The sequence below is a fragment of the Phaeodactylibacter xiamenensis genome (assembly GCF_000759025.1).
Lineage (GTDB): Bacteria > Bacteroidota > Bacteroidia > Chitinophagales > Saprospiraceae > Phaeodactylibacter > Phaeodactylibacter xiamenensis.
This window is the reverse complement of sequence record NZ_JPOS01000020.1, coordinates 38,288-59,087: the sequence shown is the minus strand read 5'-3', so window position 1 is coordinate 59,087 and position 20,800 is coordinate 38,288. Positions and strand designations below refer to the sequence as shown.

The 20,800-nt window shown below is 53.0% G+C and carries 11 protein-coding genes; 7 read left to right on the top strand and 4 right to left on the bottom strand.

The features are described 5' to 3' along the window. The first annotated feature begins 12 nt into the window (after positions 1-12). Positions 13-3,666, top strand: a complete 3,654-nt coding sequence (locus IX84_RS09480; protein WP_044219343.1) for a reprolysin-like metallopeptidase — start codon at positions 13-15, stop codon at positions 3,664-3,666. A gap of 148 nt (positions 3,667-3,814) precedes the next feature. Then, a complete protein-coding gene (locus IX84_RS09475) occupies positions 3,815-7,429 on the top strand; it encodes a reprolysin-like metallopeptidase (protein WP_044219340.1) in 3,615 nt (1,204 codons plus the stop codon). Positions 7,430-7,504: 75 nt separating this feature from the next. Here IX84_RS09475 and IX84_RS09470 read toward each other — a convergent pair whose 3' ends face one another. Then, a complete protein-coding gene (locus IX84_RS09470) occupies positions 7,505-8,254 on the bottom strand; it encodes a 7-carboxy-7-deazaguanine synthase QueE (protein ID WP_044219338.1) in 750 nt (249 codons plus the stop codon). A gap of 6 nt (positions 8,255-8,260) precedes the next feature. Further along, on the bottom strand, positions 8,261-9,550 hold the full coding sequence (locus IX84_RS09465) for an MATE family efflux transporter (protein ID WP_044219335.1): 1,290 nt from the start codon (positions 9,548-9,550) through the stop codon (positions 8,261-8,263). A 104-nt stretch (positions 9,551-9,654) separates the two neighbouring features. Between IX84_RS09465 and IX84_RS09460 the strand changes: the two genes are divergently transcribed. From IX84_RS09460 to IX84_RS30875, 4 genes are all read left to right on the top strand, one after another. Beyond that, a complete protein-coding gene (locus IX84_RS09460; protein WP_044219332.1) occupies positions 9,655-13,200 on the top strand; it encodes a PASTA domain-containing protein in 3,546 nt (1,181 codons plus the stop codon). A 16-nt stretch (positions 13,201-13,216) separates the two neighbouring features. Beyond that, positions 13,217-13,735 carry a hypothetical protein gene (locus IX84_RS09455; RefSeq protein WP_152604981.1) on the top strand — a complete coding sequence of 173 codons (519 nt, stop codon included), beginning with the start codon at positions 13,217-13,219 and terminating at the stop codon, positions 13,733-13,735. Between the two features lie 14 nt (positions 13,736-13,749). After that, on the top strand, positions 13,750-14,982 hold the full coding sequence (locus IX84_RS09450; RefSeq protein WP_044219327.1) for an ABC transporter permease: 1,233 nt from the start codon (positions 13,750-13,752) through the stop codon (positions 14,980-14,982). Between the two features lie 105 nt (positions 14,983-15,087). Next, on the top strand, positions 15,088-17,469 hold the full coding sequence (locus IX84_RS30875) for a M14 family zinc carboxypeptidase (protein ID WP_052515902.1): 2,382 nt from the start codon (positions 15,088-15,090) through the stop codon (positions 17,467-17,469). A 113-nt stretch (positions 17,470-17,582) separates the two neighbouring features. Here the strand turns inward: IX84_RS30875 and IX84_RS09440 are convergent, their stop codons facing one another. Both IX84_RS09440 and IX84_RS09435 read right to left on the bottom strand, forming a co-directional pair. Then, positions 17,583-19,091, bottom strand: a complete 1,509-nt coding sequence (locus IX84_RS09440; RefSeq protein ID WP_044219325.1) for a calcineurin-like phosphoesterase C-terminal domain-containing protein — start codon at positions 19,089-19,091, stop codon at positions 17,583-17,585. 117 nt (positions 19,092-19,208) lie between these two features. Next, entirely contained in the window at positions 19,209-19,655 is a 447-nt protein-coding gene (locus IX84_RS09435; RefSeq protein ID WP_044219736.1) for a DUF2214 family protein, read from the bottom strand. Between the two features lie 84 nt (positions 19,656-19,739). On the opposite strand from IX84_RS09435, the gene IX84_RS09430 reads away from it, so the two are divergent. Beyond that, positions 19,740-20,591: a zinc-dependent peptidase gene (locus IX84_RS09430; RefSeq protein WP_044219322.1), complete on the top strand. Its 852-nt coding sequence runs from the start codon at positions 19,740-19,742 to the stop codon at positions 20,589-20,591. The last annotated feature ends 209 nt before the right edge of the window (positions 20,592-20,800 follow it).

The following is a 20,800-nucleotide window of genomic DNA, read 5'->3' as shown; positions in this document are numbered from 1 at the left end:
AACTGTAAAAGTATGAAACCCATTTTCACGATTCTTCTTTGCTTTTTTGCACTCCCTTTTTTGAACGCACAGTCCAGCTTGTGGACTGATATCAGTGAACAAAGCATCATGCTCGCCCCGGGAGCTGAAGTTGCGATCCCGGCAAAGCAATACCGCACGCTGGCTTTAGATTATGCGTCTTTTATTCAGCAGGTTGCTAATGCACCACTTGCCTTCACCGCAGCTGCACAGCACAATCCGGCGGAAGTGGAACTGCCCCTTCCGGATGGTACAGTAGAGCCATTTGAGGTAGTGGAATCCCGGATCATGGCGCCCGAACTGGCTGAAAAGTACCCTCACATCAAAGCTTACACCGCCATAAGTAAGATCCATCCCTTTGTTTCTGCCCGTTTTGAGGTCACGAACAAAGGGCTTACAGTTGGCATCAGAACCCCGGAGGGCAGATTTTACATTGAGCCTTATGCATCCGGGCAGGTTCGGCATTATGCCTTCTACAGCAAAAAGGATGTAGCTCCTGATGCCTTTACAGATGCTTCATGCGGGTTTAATGATCAAATGCACGAGGAACACTTTGGCGAAGAACCCCGCAACAGCAATCCGGAAGCTTTATCCTTCCGCAGCTTCTCCGGTGCCAGCCTCCCGCTTCGGACCTACCGCCTGGCAGCGGCCTGTACCGGTGAGTTCGCTCAGAATCAGGGCGGCACAATGGATGATGTGCTTGGCGCCTATGCCACCATCATCAACCGGTTGAATGAAGTCCTCCAAACCGAGGGCTCAGTCAGTATGGAGCTCGTACCTAATAATGACCAGCTGATCCACCTTAACCCGGGCACGGACCCCTTCCAAAACGCTAATGAAGGCCTGGTGCTTCTGGGACAAATCGCCGGGTATCTGAATGGAGCGATTGGGCTTAACAGCTACGACATTGGTCATATTTTTACCGGTGGCTGCACGGATGTTGGTGGCGTAGCCGGTGGGGGCGTTTGTACTCTCAATAAAGGCAGGGCCGTAACCTGCTTTTCTTCCAGCAACCTCGTATTCACTGCACAGGGCACCCTGGCTCACGAAGTCGGCCACCAATTCTCTGTAGGCCATAGCTGGAGCAATTGCCCCGGGAACATGGATCAGCTATCCTCTGCCAACGCTTACGAGCCGGGCAGCGGAACCACCATCATGTCTTACGCTGGTGCTTGTGGCAACCAGAATATTGCTTTCCGTGATCCTTACTATAATGTGGGTTCCCTTGAAGATCTGATCGGGTATTCAAGAATGGGTACCGGTGCCACCTGTGGTACGGAAACCATTACTGAAAACCATGAACCGGAAATACAAATGCCTTATGAGAGCGGGTTTTTCATCCCCATTTCCACCCCCTTTGAGCTCCGTGCGACGGCTACCGATGAAGACGGAGATAACCTCACTTACATCTGGGAGCAATTTGACCTTGGCCCGGTTTCACCTATAGGCGAACCAATTGGCAATGCGCCGCTTTTCCGTTCCTTCCCCCCTTCTGCAAATGGAAATACCCGGGTGTTCCCCAGAATAGACAAGATTATCAACAACGATCCCGATAACACCGAAGTATTGCCGACCTATAGCCGTGACCTGACTTTTCAATTCGTCGTACGCGACAATAATGTTAATCATGGATCGACTATTTGGCAGCCTGTGGCATTCCGGTCAGACGAAACAGCCGGGCCATTTGTAGTGCTGACGGGCAATGAGACAGGACTGAGTTGGACCGGTGGCGAGTACCGGGAAGTGACCTGGGATGTCGCCAATACCACTAACCCAAGGGTAAACTGCCAGTATGTGGATGTGCTGCTGTCTGTGGACGGTGGATTTACTTATCCATACACCCTACTGGAAGCTACGCCAAATGATGGCTCGGCTTTTGTAGATGTCCCAGACCTGTCAACCAACGATGCACGGATCAAAATCAAAGCTTCCGACAATATTTTCTTCGACATCAACGACTTCGATTTTGCGATCGAGCCGGCTACAGAACCAGGCTATGCGATGAATGTATCGCCTGCCACCTTCCCGTTGGTCTGCCTGCCCAGCGAGGCACTGAGCATAGAGGTAAGTACCACTTCCATCCTTGGTTTTGACAGCACCCTGACGCTGAGCCTTATCGGCGAGCTCCCCGCTGGTTCTTCAGCAAGCTTTACGTCAAATACAGTTACGGCGGGCGAATCTGCCTTCCTGAATCTGGATATCGCACCAAACCAGGGAAGAGATACGATCAACCTGATGGTTCAGGCTGTGATACCGGGTGTCGATACCTCTTTGCGGGAGATTCGCGTGATCACTTTGTCCAGCGATTATTCGGCACTGGAAATGCTCACGCCTGTGGACGGTCAATCCGGTATTGTTTTCAGTACAGATTTTAGCTGGCAGGATGTACCGAGCGCCGACCGGTATGATATTCAGATTGCGACCAGCCCCACTTTTGAGGAGTCGACCATATTTGAAGAGGCTTCCGGACTGACCGATGCAGCATATCAGCCAGCTGGCTTTTTTGAACAAAACGAGCTCTACTTCTGGCGGATACGCCCGGAGAACGATTGTGGCCCGGGCGATTATCTTGAACCTTCCGCGTTTCGGACTTCCACCGTGGACTGTGTAAACAACTTACCGGTTGACTTACCTGTAACCCTTTCCAACAACCCCGGGGTACGGACTTCAAAAATTTTCATCACAGAGAGCGGCACGATCAGCGACATTAATATTGACAACCTGGAGATTCCTTACCAAACCGTCAACGTGCTTCGGGTAACGGTTATCAGTCCGGCTGGTACCCGCGTGGTCCTGTTTGACCAGTCCTGCTTCGGTTCACCACTGCTCCGGGCTTCTTTTGACGATGAAGCCCCGAACTCCATCGCCTGTCCACCGATTACTACAATCCCCGTGAAGCCGCACGAGCCCCTCACTGCCTTTGACGGAGAGGACACCTTTGGGGAATGGACGCTCGAGATTGAGATCCTGCAGCAAGGTACGGGTGGGGGTGCACTGGAAAAATGGGGGCTGGAGTTCTGTGCCGCAGTAACGCCATCTTCACCTACCGTGATCCGGAACGAAATCCTGGCAGTGCCTCCCGGTGGCGGAAATACCATCACGATAAACGAGCTCGAAGTACAGGATAGTGTAAATACTCCTCAAGACATTGAGTACACTATTGTTACTCTGCCCGAAAACGGCCAGCTTTTCCGTGGTGGCGACCTGCTCAGCGTTGGCGACAAATTTACCCAGCAGACCATCAACCTGTTCAACCTGACTTACGTCCATGATGGCAGCGATACCGACACGGATGGGTTCACCTTCATTGTGGAAAACCCTGAGGGCGGATGGATTCCCACCCAGGCCTTTAGCATTCAAATTGATGAGGATGCCACAGTGGGCACTTTTGATCAGCAACTGGACCAAACGCTCAAAGTCTTCCCTAACCCGGCAACCGACCGGCTGAATGTCGCATTCGGGCAAGCGGTGGAAGGGCCGGTGGCACTACGGTTAATCAACCTGCAGGGCCAAATGCTTACACAACAGGCTTTCAATAGTGTCAGCCGCACCTTAGAACTGGACATCAGCCAGCTGCCTGGCGGGATTTACTTTCTCAACGTACAAACGCAGCAAGGCACGGTCAGCCGCAAAATAGCGGTACAGTAGGCTCTAAAAACAAACACCGGGCAGTAGCGTATGCACTGCCCGGTGTAATGATATACAGCCCCGGCCAAAAGAACAAATAAGGTTACTTTCCACTCCGCTGAGAACTGCTACGCTTTGAATTTGTCTATCAATTGAAAAAACATTAAAAATGAGATTTACGCTTACTTATCTGCTTCTGCTTTCTGTGCTTTTTCCAGCCATTGGGCAGCAGAACTTCTGGACCGCCCTTGAATCGCGGTCAGCACTGCAGCAACCCCTGCAGGAACGGCAATACAAAGTTGACAGCTATGAGGCTTTTGACCTCAATTTACAGGGTATCAGAACGGCACTGCGGGCAGCGCCAGCTGAGTTCACGGATGAATCGCCTCTTGAACTCCTGATGCCAATGCCAGACGGCACCCTGAAGGCATTCAGTATAGTGAAAACTCCAGTTATGGCAGCAGGGCTTGCACAACGCTACCCTGCCATCAAGACGTTCCGGGGATGGAACCCTGAAAATCCACGCGAGTCTATTCGGTTGGGCTTTGGCCCGAATAAGGGCTTTTATGCTACCATTTTTTCGGATAATGGCCGCGTTTACATTGATCAGGCTGGCCCGGCTTACATCACCTACGCCACCCGGGAAAACCCTAATACTGAACTGTATCAGGGTTTCACCTGTGAAGTGAAAGACCACACTGCGGAAGCGGGGTTTGCTGAGGATAGCCAGGTGAGCGAACGGGGTTTGCTGGCACAAGCGACCCTGCGCACCTACCGGTTTGCGGTGGCTGCTACCGGTGAGTACACGCAGTACCACGGGGGGACTGTAGAGGATGCCCTGGAAGCCATCGTTCTTAAAGTCAACCGGTTGAATCAAGTTTTGGAACGGGACGCCTCTATCCGGTTGGAACTTGTAGAAAATAACGACCTAATCATCTTTACCGACCCTGAAACAGACAACCTTTCCAACGGAAATACTTCAGAGCTGCTGAGCCAGGTGGGCATAGCCATCAATTCCAACATAGGTCTGCCCAATTACGATATCGGGCACGTACTCAATGTACACAATGATTTTGTAGGCAATGGTGTAGCTTCTCTGAGCTCTGCCTGTAATACCAACAAAGCCAACGGTGTATCCGGCATTACCCTGCCAGAAGGCGACCCGTTTGTGATTGATATCATCGCGCATGAGGTTGGGCACCAATTTAGTGCAACCCACACCATGAACAGCTGTCAGAACGTAACTGCTGCCACCGCATTCGAACCCGGTAGTGGCAGCACAATCATGGCTTATGCGGGCATTTGTGCTCCGGATGATAACATCACCGATATGACCGATGACCACTATCATACCGGATCATTGGAGCAGATATTCAACTACACCCGTCAGGGCAACGGAGATAATTGCCCCACAAAAACCCCAACTACCAATGCAGAGCCTACTGTGGAAATCCCACTGGAAGATGGATTCTGGATCCCTCTGAGTACTCCTTTTGAATTAACCGCAGCAGGTTCAGACCCCGATGGAGATGCGATCACCTACTGTTGGGAACAGTACAACCTGGGCCCTAATGATGTAGGCCTGGGTAACCCTCAGGGGGACAGCCCGCTCTTCCGGTCCTTCTCCCCGGTGGAATCTCCAACCCGGGTTTTTCCACGGCTCAATAAAATCATTAGCAACAACTTCGATAACACCGAAATCCTGCCTGATTACGGGCGTAACCTGACCTTCCGCTGCACCGTTCGGGACAACAACCCTCAGGGCGGAAATGCCGTATGGGATGCCGTAGCCTTCAAATCGGACGAAACCTCCGGGCCATTCCGCGTTCAGATTCCTAACTCCGATACGGTAGTCTGGACTGTAGGCGATTATCAGGAAGTACGCTGGGATGTAGCCAATACCGACAACAACCGGGTGCGCTGCTACCACGTCGATATCAAGCTATCCGTAGATGGCGGGCAGACCTATCCTTTCACTTTGCTGGAAGGCACACCTAACGATGGCAGCGCTTTCATTACCGTTCCCGATGCCGTTTCTACGGACGCACGCATCCGTGTAGAAGCCGCTGACAATATTTTCTTTGATATCTCCAATGCAGACTTCGAAATCGCGCCTGCAACGGTACCGGGTTTCGCATTGACACTCACCCCTGAGTCTGTAAGCCCGATATGCCTGCCTGAGGTGACGTCCATTGATATCAGTACCGAAGCCTTCCTTGGCTTTGATCAGCCGATCACGCTATCCTTAGATGGCGACCTGCCTGCTGAAGCCATCGTAACCTTTAGCGAAAATCCGGTGGCGCCAGGTAACGCCACAACCCTGACGATTGACTGGGGAACTTTTGTGGAAGACACCTTCTCTTTGGAAATCACGGGGATAACAGATAGCCTGCCCCCCGCCGTACGTTTCCTGAATTTGTCTACGATTTCCAACGACTTCTCCGAACTTGAAATGCTGTCACCTGCCAATGGCTCGGCAGATATAGTTTTGTCCACGCCTTTTAGCTGGAATGAGGTCCCGGATGCCGACCTTTATGATTTCGAGCTGGCTACAAGCCCGGCTTTCGGCGATGCCGTCATCTACACCGAAAGCAATATCGTGGAAACGACTGACTTCGTACCTGACGATATTATTTTCGAAAACAATCAGTTTTTCTACTGGCGTATTCGCCCGTTAAGCGAAGAGTGTGGCCCCGGCGAATGGCTTGACCCTTTTGTCTTCCGTACAGCCAGCATTTCCTGTGAAGACTACGCGGCTTCAGACCTGCCGATTAACATCAGCTCTAATGCCAATGTGAAAATCTCACGGTTGGATATACTCGAAAACGGGACCATTAGTGACATCAACCTTTCTGATGTGGAGATTTCCTATCAGCCGGTCAATAACCTGAAGGTATCGCTGATCAGCCCGGAAAACACGGAGGTCCTCCTCTTTGATCAGAACTGCCTGAGTACGGGACTGATCCGCCTTGGCTTTGACGACGAAGCGCCCTTTGGCATCAACTGCCCTCCACTAACAGGCCAGATTGCTCAGCCGGAAGGCAGCCTCTCCGACTTTGACGGACAAGGCACTGCCGGCGAATGGCAACTAAAAGTAGAAGCTGTTGGCAGCGGCGGCGGTGGCGCTATCGAAAGCTGGTCCATCGAATTCTGTGCTACAGCGGAACCTGCTAAGCCGAGCCTGCTGACCAATGAACCACTCAACGTACCTCCGGGGGGTGGCAATACCGTTACCACCGCTGAGCTCAGCGCTTCAGACGAAACCTATGGCGCCGCACAGCTCAAGTACAGAATCATTACGCTTCCGGAGCACGGGCAACTGTTCCGCGGTGGCTTTGAGCTGGCCGTCAATGATCATTTCACACAGGAGACCATCGAGTCGCTCAACCTTGTTTATGTACACGATGGCAGCGATACGCAAGCCGATGAGTTTGTCTTTGTCCTGGAGAATCCGGACGGAGGATTTATCGGTACCGAAACCTTCAATATCGTCATTGACGAAGGCGCTGTAGTGAATACCCGTGAAGAAGGGCTGAACAACGATTTGTCGCTCTTCCCCAACCCTACCCGGGATGAGGTGACGCTTCAACTGGACCGCCCGGTAGAACAGCAGGCGGACGTCATGCTCTTCAACCTGCAGGGGCAACTGCTGCAGCAGGTACGTTTCCCCAGTGGTGCCCGTCAGATGCGCCTGGAAACCGCAGACCTGCCAGGTGGCATCTATGCCGTAAGCCTGCGCACAGCTAACGGACAGCTGACAAAGAAGCTGATTATCCGCAAATAATCCATTTGATAAGGTTGACACCTTGATTTGAAAAATAGTGAAGGGCAATCCCGCCGGGGTTGCCCTTCACTGTTTTCAGACCCCGCGCATATTGCCATAGATAAAGATGTGCAGCCGGCTTGTGAAGTTAAACCCGTGCGCTTTGCAAGCCTCCACCAGCCACGCCTGCTTTTCGGCCAGCCGGTCTGTATTCGTCCCTTCCGGCATCAGATAGACCCGGGAGGGCTTGATGGCGTAGCGATCGATCAAATCCTGCACCTCCTCCAACTCTGCCGGGGTGGCCACTACGAACTTGAAGTGGGCTTTGTCGCTTTGAGCGAAATACCGGTATACCTTTGGCCGCTCCCGAAGCTTTTGACTGTTATTGGAGTTCGACAGTTTAGGTGAAACATTATACTGATGGATTGCCGCTTCGAAGGCAGGGTCCGGCAGTAAAGTCCCGTTGGTTTCCACCTCAAACCAGTAGTTTCTGCCAAGCGCCTGCATCAGCGCGGCAAGCGCAGGTTGTTGCAGCATAGGCTCGCCGCCGGTGAGGATTACGTTTTTGCAGGGATACTGTTGTATCGCCTCCACTACTTCCTCCAGCTTCATCTCTGCAATGACATCCTCCTTTTTGAACTTCCGGTAGCCGGGCAGCACATCGTTATCGTGGGTAAAACGGGTACCCTCCCAGTTCCAGGTGTAATCGGTATCGCACCAGCTGCAATGCAGGTTGCACAAAGAGGTACGGACGAAAATACTGGGCTGACCCATATTTTTTCCCTCGCCCTGAATAGAGTAAAAAATCTCCGGTTCCTTATCCGGTTTCGCTATCTTAATCGTCATGATGAATCAGTTCAGTGTCAGTCCTTTGCGGTGGTAAAGCCAATACTGGAATCCGCCCCGTGCCACCAGGAAGACCAACATCGCCAGCCAGAGGCCATGATTGCCATACCCGCGTGCCGCCGCGTACGCCAGCAGGAAAGTAACAAACGCCAGCAGCATACTGTTCCGCATAGCTTTGGAAGCCGTGAGCCCGATGTATACGCCATCCCAAATGTAACTCGGCGTACCCAGCAGCGGGAAGAGCACCATCCAAAAAAGAAAAGGTTGAGCAGCGAGGATCACATCCGCCTGATTGGTGAATAACCGGAGCAGCCCATTTCCGCCCAGCCCGTATCCCAGGCTGAATAAAGCCGCCAGCCCCATACCCCAGGCAAAGGAAAGCTTGATCGCCCGGCGGGTTTTGGGGTGGTCTGCTGCACCTTTATATTTGCCCACCAGGCTTTCCGACGCGTACGCAAAGCCATCTACGCCGTACGACATCCAGTTGAGGTATTGCAGCAGGATGGTATTTACCGCCAGCACCATTTCGCCCTGCCCGGAAGATTGAGAGTAGAAGAATCCGAAGACACCAGTCAGGCAAAGCGTGCGAATGAAAATATCGGCATTGATACGCAGAAAACCGAGCAGCTTTTCCCACTGACTAATCGCCCGCAACCGAAAGTGCCCCAGCAGATGCCCATAGCGGTAAAACGCCAGCCCAAAAGCCGCAGTCAGCCCGATGTACTGAGCAATCAGTGTGCCGTAAGCCACACCAGCTACGCCCATTTCCCGATATTCTACGAGGTAAACACTTAGCAGGATATTAGCAGCGTTGATGATGATGGTCAGCACCAGCGGAAAGATAGCATTCTGCAAACCAAAGAACCAGCCCATGAGGGCGTAGAGCCCGAGGGTAGCCGGGGCCGCCCAAATCCGGATGAAAAAGTATTGCCGGACCAGGCCAGCCTGCCGGTCTTCCGTATTCATCAGCTGTATACCGGCTTCACCCAAAGGCCATTGCAACAGCAACAGCAAGGTCGCCACAGCAAATACTACCAACAGTGCCCGCCCCAGGGTGTGCGCCACTTCTTCATCCGACTGCTGCCCGTACGCCTGAGCTGTCAGGCCCGTTGTGCCCATGCGCAGAAAACCGAAATTCCAGTAGATGAAATTGAACAGCATCGCTCCGATGCCCACTGCTCCGATATGCAGTTCTGACATGCGCCCCATCAGTGCTGTATCCACGCTGCTCAGGAGCGGCACCGATATGTTGCTGATGATATTGGGAATGGCCAGCCGTAGGATTTCTCGGTTCATAAATGCCCGTTTGAGCTGCAAACATACGCATTCTACGCCTGAGCTACACACCCGATATTCTGACAGACTTCCTTACCTTTACAGCCGAAAACCCACAACGCCGTATGAAAATAGGCATTCTGTTTGGTGGCCCCTCCCGCGAGCGTGATCGTTCCCTGCCGAACGCCCGGTCGGTTTATGCCCTGCTGGACCGTTCCCTTTTTGAACCGGTCCCCTTGCTGATCGATGCCCGGGGGCAACTACTGCAGATGCAGCCTGCTGCGCTCAACGCAACGAGTATAAAGGCTTTGCTTGCAGCCAATCAGGCGCTGCCCGACGGCTTTTCCCTTAGCCAGGAATCTCTGCCGGCCCACCCCGAGTGGCTGCATCTGGAAAAGCCCCTGGATTGGTCTGATTTACCAGCCAGCGTTGACTTCGCCTGGATTGCCATGCAAGGCGCTTTTGCGGAAGACGGGCAGCTTCAGGAGCAACTCGAAGAACTGGGCGTCCCCTACAACGGCTTTACCCCAGCGGCCTGCCGTTACACTGCTGACCGGACCCGCCTGCGGGATTTGCTCGACCTTCACGATTTCTCCACCACCCCGGCGATTGCTATAAACCGGGAAGAATGGACCGGGCACACTTCCGGCACCTTGCCCCAGCGCGTAAACACCGAACTCCAACACCCTGTTTGGGTCCGCCCTGGCGATATTCCCACCCTAGCCGGGCAGACCCAGCTCCAGCACCCCGATGACCTTGAGCGGTTTGAACTCGCCATTAACCGGGCCTTTTTTGAAGAAATTCTGCCAGCTGCAGAATGGCGCGACAGCAACAGTTTTGAACGCCGGGAGACCATTCGCCTGCTGGGTGACTTAGAGGACGGAACGGGCTTTCCGGTAGAAGTGCAGACCACGGAGGAAAAAGTCGTCATTGACGCCCCTCAGCAACTTTTTGAGTACCTCAATACGGCGGCAAGCCACCCGTCAGTTACCGAATTCCGTCTGCGCAGCCACCGGAAGAGCTTGCAGGAAAAAGTCCTCATTGAGCAAGTGCCTCAGGGCATACCTTTCACCTGCAGCGTCCTGGCTGCTCCCGAAAGCGGGCTGCTGGTATTGCCCCCCCAGGTCCCCGAAGTATATGCCAACGCGGGATTTACGGACCATATCCCTCAGCTGGTCACCGAAGTATTTCAGCGCCTGCAACTCCGGGCTTTCGCCCAAATTAGTGGCTATAGCCTGCCGGACGGGCAGTTCATTATCGATCGCGTCAGTAGTCAGCCGGACTGGAATCTTGAAGCTCCGGTTTGGGCGGGGTTCGGACAACTGGGACTCCCCCCAGCTCAGGCACTGACGCTCCTCATACAAGCAGCTCTTAAGTCTGCCAATGATACGGAAGGGCTGCCACCCGCAGAGCCTGTTGAAGAAACCGGTATCGCCCTGGTCTGTGGCGGCTTTGGCTACGGAGGCGGGCTGTCGCTGGAAAGTGCGCGGGAGGTCTTTCAATGGCTGGACGGGATGCAGGGCTTTCGACCTATTCCCATTTGGCAGACGGTTACGGATACCGGCATTCATTACTTTCGGCTGCCGCTCCATCCTTTTCTAACCGCATCGATGCCGGAACTTCACCAGCTATGCAGCCATCCGGGCACACCCCCCCAATTTGACGATGCGCTACAGGCATTCATTGCAAAACACAGCAACCGGGCCTACCCCAAAATGGCAGAGCCCTGCCCGGTCAATCAATGGCCTGCCATAGCCGGGTATGTTTGGCTTACGCTGCCTGCAGCTACCGACGCCCCTATTGCCCTGTTGGACCAATTGGCAAAAGTAAAGCTGCCTCACAACGGGGCAACGGAGCAGGCCGCCCGGCTTTGCGCAGATAAATACCAATTACTGCAGACGCTGGACAGAAATGGTATTGCGGTCCCTAACCAGCTAAGGCTAACCCGGACGGAATACGAAAAAGACGTTGCGGGAGCGCTAAACCGCCTCGAAAGCCAGGTTGGCTACCCTATGATCGTTCGCCCCCTCAACGGACAATACAGCTCAGGGGTACAGTTTTTGTCCACCCGTGCAGAACTGCAGGCCTACACGCGCCTGCTTTTCAGGACGAGCCCGGAGGATGGCCAGGAAGCCCGTCGGATACTACGGCTCTCTCCGGGGACCCTTTTCCCGCAAAAGCCAGCAATGGTCGCAGCTCCGCAAATTTCGCGCAAAGCCGGGTACTACCTTATGGAGATCAGTGCGCATGTTTGCCCGTTATCATCTCCTGAAGGTACCCTATCATATAGCTGGCTGCCCATTTCCGAAGTACGGTCCGGCGGGCACATTATGCGTTCGGCAGAAAAGTATGAGCAGGCTACAAAATACAGCTATACTCCGGCACGTTTTGCCTCCGATGAAGGGCTGAGGTGGAGTATTCAGCAACAGCTGGAAAAAGCCGTACGCCTCCTCGACCTGAAAAGCCCTGCCAATCTCGATGCTTTTGTACATTTGCAGGATGGCAAAGCACCTGAGGTTTGTATTTTTGATGTCAATTTGCAACCACCGGTCACCCCGCACAGCTTATTTGGCGTGCAGCTTGCTGCGGCAGGACAGACCCCGGCCGGCATGCTACACCAGGTGATTAGCAGCGCTTTGCATATACCTGACACCGATATTCAACACGTACCGGCTGAAGCCAAGGCCTCAGCTCAACCGATTCACAATCCGATCACTATGAATGAGGATACCAAGTCTGCCTCTCCGGACCACTCCAACAGCCAACGCCCGGGCTCCGGGCCACCCAGCCCGCTGGCAGAACAGGTAAAGGCTAAGGCTAAAATGTTTATGGCGGAAACCTGGCAGTTTTTGAAGTCCCCCGTTTTTCTCCGCAACTTTGCCGGTATCCTGCTGATGGTCTTTGGTTCCATTTACATCGTGCGTTGGTCCCTCAAAATTTATACCCGCCACGGGGAGTCTATTCAGGTCCCTGACTATACCGGTATGGATATGCGGGACGCGATGCGCAAAGCTGAAAAACAAAACTTTCGGATTGTCGCTATTGATTCCTTTTTCGATAGCAATAAACGCCCCAATACGATTTACCAGCAGGACCCTATGCCCAATCAGCGGGCTAAGGAAGGCCGGACCATTTACGTGAGTAAGTACCGGGCTCAGGCTGATTCCGTGCTGTTGCCCACACTAATGCGTGCCGGGTATAACTTTGATCAATACCGGACCAAGCTTAAACGCATTGACGTGAAGACCCGCATACAAGAGCGGATATTTGACAATAAACAGGAGGAAAACACAGTGCTGCACTTTTTCCACAACGGGCTCAAAATCACGGATGATATGCTGCGCCGGGGCGTCAAAGTCCCACGAGGCTCGACACTTGAGTTCGTGATCACAGAACGTATTACCAATGAAGTAGCCCTGCCGGACCTGATTTGCAAGCGTTTTGACGAAGCAAAATTCCTGCTGACCACATCCAATCTTGCTCTCGGACAAACTTCCGGGGCAGAAGGTGCGGAAAGCAGCGCCTTTGTCTACCGGCAGGAGCCGGAGTTTGTTCCCGGACAGATGGTCGTCAAAGGGTCCTCTATTGATTTATACCTGACCACCTCACGGCCGGACGGCTGCCCTGAGCCGGCAGATGTTTTACAGGAAGGAGAAGAAGATTTCAATTAACAATCTTATGCATACCATGAACCTTACACGAATTTCTTTTTTACTGGCACTTATCGCCATTGCATTTACAGCCTGCACCAATGAGCAGGAGGTTAAGTTTGAAGAGCTGAAAAAGCAGTACGAAGAGGCACGCACCTCCCTGAAGTACTACCGCAACAGCTTCGATCAGACCAAGGGGGAATACACAGCGCTACGGGAGCAGTATGACAGTCAGCCCAACAAAATCGGCACCGACTCCCTGCATAGCCAGCTTCGGGAAAACCACGAAAGGCTGTTGGAAAAGCACGAGGGCTTCTTCGGGCATCAGGCGGAAGTCCTGAAAAAGCACGATGACCTGCTGGAACGGCTTAAAGTGGAAGGATACCCTGTGGAAAACCGTATCGCGGACTTCGAAGAAATGAATGCGGACATTCAAAAGCTGATCCAAGAGTACGAGTATATGAACAACGAGCATAACGTGATGATCGAGGAACAGCGCGGCATGCTCCGGACCATCAAGACACCCAATCTGCCCACACGCCCTACAGAGCGCTAGTAATTAACCTTAATATGCAGTTTTCCATACGGATCGCCCGCCGCTACCTGCTTGCTAAAAAATCAACCAACGCTATCAATATCATCACCGGTATTGCGGTGCTTGGTATTGCAGTAGGGTCAGCGGCGCTCATCCTTGTGCTTTCCGTATTTAATGGGTTTGAAGACCTGATCGCGACGATGTACAGCAACTTCAACCCGGATGTGAAGGTCACTCCTGCGCAAGGCAAGACCTTCGCAGCAGATACGGTGATGCTGGAAGAACTGCTGGCACTGGAGGAGGTCGCCGCCGTCACCACTTCCCTTGAGGAAGTCGCCTTTTTCGAGTACAAAGACAACCAGGATTTCGGCACCCTCAAGGGTGTGGCCCCCAACTACGAAAAGGTGGTGGGTATTGACACTACCGTCCGTGAAGGTATATACCGGTTGAAAGACGGCGAAAAAGACTTTGCCATACTCGGCCTGGGCATGCGGGACAAACTCAACGTCAACGTTGGCGACCCTTTCACTGAGCTGGGCGTGTACATGCCCCGGAGAAGCCAAAGCCGGGGAATGTTCAGCCGGCAGCTTCAGCCTTTCCGCCGCCGGTACATTTATCCGGGCGGCACCTTTGTCATTCAGCACGAGTTCAACAACGAATATGTCCTCGCTCCCATCAGCTTTGCACGCGGGCTGCTTGAAGCGGATGCCAATGAGGTCAGCGCTATTGAAATTCGCTTGCAGGAGGGCGTGGATTCCAGAGATGCAGTCACCCAAATCGGTACTTTGCTTGGCGAAGACTATGAGGTCAAAGACCGTTTTGAGCAGGAGGCGGCTTTCCTAAAGCTTATGCAGATAGAGAAGTGGCTCAGCTACGCCATTGCCAGCCTGATGTTGCTTCTGGTTTCCTTCAACATGATCGGGGCCCTGTGGATGATCGTGCTGGAAAAGCAGCCGGATATTGCTATTCTTCGATCTATGGGGGCGCTGAAAACGACTATCCGCGATATTTTTCTGGCCGAAGGTGTGCTGCTGAGCCTGCTGGGGCTGGGTATAGGTATCGTTTTGGCACTCGGGCTTTATGCCGCCCAAAAGTACATCGGGCTTATTACCGTGCCCGGCAACTTCATTGTCGAAGCTTATCCAATCAGCCTGCGTTTTACAGACTTTGTGACCGTTTCGATTACAGTAATCGCCATTGGTTTTCTGGCTGCTCTGCCGCCCGCGCTTCGTTCGATGCGAGTTTCAGCCCTGATCCGGGAAGAATAAGCCGTCTTTCTGCAAGCCTTTTGTCCAAATCAGGTTTTCCAACCAACCAGAGTGCCAGAATTTTGTCTTATGTTCGTTTCGGATTAATATTGAAACAACGAACCCATGAGGCAACTGCTACTACCCTTCGCCCTTCTCCTCTTTGGAGCACAATTCATTTCAGCACAAACCACTTACCACCGGGTACGTGTCGACCTGTCCCGCCACGGCATTCAGGAAGTGGGCGCACTCGGGCTGGAGACCGACCACGGCATTATCCGCCCGGGCGCCTTCCTCGTGAATGATTTTTCCGAAAGGGAAGTGCAACTGCTGGAAGCCGCGGGCATTCCCTACCAAATTGCCATTGAAGATGTAGGCGCTTATTATCAGCAGCAGCCTCAGCAAACCGGGTTCCGCAATGGTGATTGTACCACTGATGACCCCTTCGCGGATATCCCTACGCCCGAAAACTACGTAGACGGCACGATGGGTGGCTACTTTACCTACGATGAGATGCTAACCGAACTGGAGCGTATGCATGATCTCTTCCCCGAGCTCATCACACCTGTCACACCAATTGATACATTCACGACCTTTGAAGGGCGCCCCATCTACTGGCTCCGCATCTCCGATAATGCAGCTACAGACGAGCCTGCCGAGCCCAAGGTGCTTTACACCGCCCTCCATCATGCGCGGGAACCCAACAGCCTTTCTCAGCTGATTTTCTACATGTGGCATCTCCTGGAGAATTATCACTCCGACCCTCAGGTGCAGTTTCTGCTCAACAACACCGCCATGTACTTCATCCCCTGCCTCAACCCGGATGGCTACGTGTACAATGAACAAATTATGCCGCAGGGAGGCGGGCTTTGGCGTAAAAACCGCCGCCCCTTTGGTGGCAATGTTTTTGGAGTTGACCTCAACCGTAACTATGGCTTCGAGTGGGGTTTTGACAACAGCGGCTCCTCTCCTGACCCTAACAGTCAGGTCTTTAGGGGGGATGCACCTTTCTCCGAACCCGAAACACAAGCGGCAAAAGCCTTCTGTGAGCTGCATAACTTCAAAATTATACTGAACTACCACACCTTTGGCAATCTCCTTATCCACCCCTGGGGCTACAACGATGTGCCCACCAGCGAGGATGCCCTTTTCAAAGGCATGGGCAATGTGATGAACCGTTTCAACGACTTCAGGCTGGGCACCGGCACCGAAACCGTAGGCTACGTGGTCAATGGGGGCAGCGACGACTGGATGTACGGCGAAATGGAAACTAAGGATAAGGCCTATTCCTACACCCCGGAAGTCGGCCCCGGCACTTTCGGTTTCTGGCCCCCTGCCTCAGCCATAGACCGGTTGAATAAGGGCGTGCTTTGGCAAAACCTGGCCATGGCAAACCTCGTCCATTATTACCTTGAAGTCCGGGACGAAACGCCGGAAACCCTCAGCAGTTTGCAGGGTACCATCCCGCTGGAAATACAGCGGTTTGGGCTGGAGGATGGCAGCGCCACCCTGAGCGTTACCGCCGGTAGCTCAAATGTAGTAGTGGCTTCCGCCCCGCAGGTGCTCACCCTTGATCTGTTGGAAAGCACAGGCTACTCCTTCGACTATATGGTGATGCCGGGATCAGCCATTATTGAAGAGTTGCGCTTCGCTATTGCATTGGATTATGGCGGATACATTTACCGCGACACCCTGGAAAAAACCTACCTCAATGGCGAAACCAATACAGTCTTCGCAGACCCTATGGATAGCCCGTCCAACTGGACAACCAGTGGCTCCTGGGCGCTGACCACAGAGGCTTTTGTCTCCGCCCCCAATTCCTTCACCGACAGCCCTTTCAGCAATTACCCTGCCGGAACAACCAACCTGCTGACGCTGAATGAAAACCTGGCCCTGAATGAAGAAGCCGGCAAAGCCTTCCTGCGCTTTCAGGCCCGATGGGCAACCGAAGAAGACTACGACTACGCTCAGGTGCAGCTTTCCACTGATGCCGGCAATAGCTGGACCCCACTCTGCGGCCGCTATACCGTGACCGGCAACGGAGGCTTTCAACCAGCAGAGCCGCTCTATCAGGGCATTCAAAATGAGTGGGTACAGGAAGAGATTGACCTGACCGAATACCTCGGCGAGTCCGTTTCCATCCGCTTCCTGATGGCCTCTGACAACTTCATACAGCTCGATGGCTTTTATGTGGATGACCTGGAAGTGGTTACGTTGGACTCCATCATGGTCAATGCCACAGACTTCCAACCCATAGCAGCTGCGTTGCACGCCTTTCCTAACCCGGTGCAGGAAGAGCTGACCGTGCAAGTGGAGGGCTTGTCAGAAGTCCGAAACTCACAGCTGGTACTCCGCAATGCCCTTGGGCAAACCGTATACCGCAGGGCACTCCCTCCTACACAAAAGCATACCCTTGCTTTGGACATGAAGCCTTACGAAACCGGGCTTTATATCCTTTCATTAGAGTCTGGAAACACCGTATTTCAAAGACAGAAAATCATCAAATAGAAGGAACTGTTCCTTTGCGATAGAGGGGCTAATGATTTTAAGGCCCGGCGAAAACAGGGACCTGAAAATTTCCAGGTATACCTTTAATGGGAATGAGTAGGCTCTGGTCGGGCCTATTCTGATTTTCGAAAATTATGCTTTCCTGTTGTAATTCGCCCATCCGGCTCCATGGCAGTGAAAGTAAGGGTGTGCACACCCGGTTTTAGGTGGTCCGGGAGTGGGGCTTTCCACAGATGGGCACAATCCCTGGCTTTCATCCAATGCGAGTATTCTTCCGGATATTGCTCCAGCATATGCAGAACGAGTGGGTCTTTTTCCACTGTACGCTTCATGGGCACAGGTACGCCATCATCAACCTGACAGGTGACCGCCGCTTCGTAGCTGGCTGCATAAATATTGGCAATAATCTCCTGGCCATCCGTGCAGATAGCTATCGGGCCTGACATGGGCGACCGAACTCCCACCTGCTCATGCGAGGGTTGGCCTGCCGCCTGAAAGCGATAGGTATAAGCCGCCCCATCAAAATCGAAAATCCAGAAGCCATTGGGTGTACCATCCATGCCCAGGCGAACGGGCAACCCCGTCCAGTCTCTGGGGCCCTTCCACCATGCCCCGCAAGCTGCACCACATACCAGATGCTGAAAGGTGCCCTCTCCAGACCAGCCACCTTCGCGCAAATCAACATGCTCTACAAAGTGGGTATGTGCAGCCAGCGCCAGCACTTGCCTGCGGTGGTCCAAAATATCAAACAGATCGTCCCGGTTTTGAATATTGCGGTAGGTATCAGCCGGTAGGATATCGGTATAGATAGGAATGTGCATGAGCAGCACCACCAGTTTTTCCTCGGGGATGGTTTCCAGGTCATTGCGGAGCCATCGGAGTTGTTGCGGGGAGAGGTAACCCTGGGTAATACCGAAGGTATCGTACTCGGTATCCCAGCCGGTGTAGCCGATATCATCGAGCACCACAAAGTGTACCTGTCCGTAGTCGAAGGCATAGTAGGTCGGCACAAAGTAGCGCTGAAAAGTCTCCCGGCTGAATGCCGGGTCTGAAGCCCGCAGGTTGATATCGTGGTTGCCGCAGACCGTGTAGTAAGGCTTTCCAATCCCGGCAAGTGCTTCCCTGATCTCCGGATAGAGCGCAAGTCCGTCCCAGGCAATGTCCCCCAGCGGCACAAAAAAGTCCATGGGCTGATGGAGAAGGTGCTGTACCATAAGCTGCCGGAAAAACCCTACTTCCTCCTCCGTCTTAGGCTGAATATCGCCAAAAAAGACCGCCCGGAACTGCTCCTGCCGCCGGCCCGGCAGCAATTCAAAATCAATGGTTTCGGGCAGGGGTGCAGGTTTGAAGCCCTCGTATTCCAGCTCGGCATTATTGGGGCTGCCCGCTGGCCGGATAAAATGGAAAAACTGTGGTTGATTGTGGGCATTGAGCGGCAGCTCGTACCCGGCGGGCTTGGTAATAAAAATGACACCTTCCGCTTTAGGCCTTGGCAAGGTGTAATACCCATCTGCATCCGTTTCCACCACTACTTTGCCATCGGAAACGCCTACGCCGACGATACCTTTTTGAAGATCGTTTTGCTGTACATATACCCTGCCTGTTATGGTCGCTCGCTCCATGTTCTGATGTTTCGGTATTGGTCAGGGCAACGCAAAGATGGGTATTAAGTTGAAACTTCCAGCTTGTGCGGAAATTAAGTAACAGTTAACTTTTGCTTAAAATACCTTTTCATATCCCTATCCACTCATCTGCCCAAACCCGCGTGCCATTAGCGTGGCACAAAGCGGGATGAAGAACAGCAACGCCAGTTCCAGGCGGATCATGAGCCGGATGCGGGCCGGAATCTCCACCCAGTCTGTTTCTTCTCCCTTCCGGTTTTTAAAGAAAAATACGGTTGGAAAGATCGACAAAAGCCCTAAGGCAGTGAAGAGCCCCAGCTTTAAATGAAAAAGCCAGTTGGATGTGTAGTACTCCGCAGGTTTGCCTACCCCAAACCATAGCAGCAGACCGACGCCCACAATAGCCAGGGCACTTAATCCGTATACACCATCCAGTACAAATAGCTGCTGTACCGTGCGGCGTTGCAGGCGCGGCCGGATGAGCCAGGCTTCTCCGGCAATCGCAAAGGACATGGTCAGAATGCTAATAAAGTGAAAATAGCGGGCAAAGGCTTCAGCTATCATGGCAATGATTTTGGCAACAGGAATGAAACACGATTCCTCCCGAAGTGTTAACTGATTTTGTAATTTCCCCTTCAAAACCAGCATATGCCGGCACGCATTTTATCCATCCCCTTTGTACTCGGGGCCATTCTGTTTCTGTTCCTGGCCTGGGAAGCCCATTCCAGCTACAGTATTTACGTCGTGCCCTTTGTGATTGCGCTGGCCTTTATCTACATCCTGAGCCCACAGATCAACTGGTGGTGGTGGACCCGCCGGCCACCGGATATGCCCCCCAAGCTGCGTGGGTTGCTGGAACGCCATCTGCCTTATTATCAACACCTGGCTGATCCTGAAAAGCTGCGCTTCCGCCGCCGGGTACGCCTGTACATGGAAGCCAATGACTTTATGGCAAAAGGCATGGATGAGGTCACAGAAGACCTCAAGGCTGTCGCTGCCATCTGTGCGGTACAGCTCACCTTTGGCCGCAAAGACTTCTTATTGTCAAAATTTGAGCACCTCATCTTTTTCCCGCAGCCTTTCCCTTCTCCGCAATACCCCAAAAACTACCACGCTTCCGAAATCTACGAAGAAGACGGTGCCATTCTCTTCTCCGCTGAGCAGCTGATGAAAGGCTTTCTGGAGCCTCATAATTTCTACAATATCGGGCTACACGAGTACGCTAAAGTCTTCGAGCGCTCCTACCCGGAATTCGGCTTTCCGCCTCTGACCGAAGACCACTGGCTCGAGCTACAGCAAATCAGCGGCTTTAGCCAGGCCTGGATACAGCAATGGATCAACCTAGACCCCATTCCGCTCCGCCCGGTAAGCATAGTCCACTTCTTCACCTGGCCTGCCGCTTTTCAGGCACAGTTACCGGAGCTTTATGCAGCTTATGCCCGGTTGTTTAATCAGTCGCCGGGGAAGGCAGGCACGCCGGTGCTGGGGGAGCTGGTGTGAAGGATGGGGGGCTGTACCTTTTTTGTCCAGGTAGATCCGGTGCAGTAGTATGCAGCGCGCACAATGGATTGGTGCAAGTGATGAAGCGTTAATGTGAACGGGTAAAATCAGGTCTTTGAGTAGGTGGAGGTAGCACAAGGGCAATAAACGCCCTTTTGCTACAAACAAGGGCAAAAAAAACCTATATTTGCCCTTGTTTTTAAAACGGG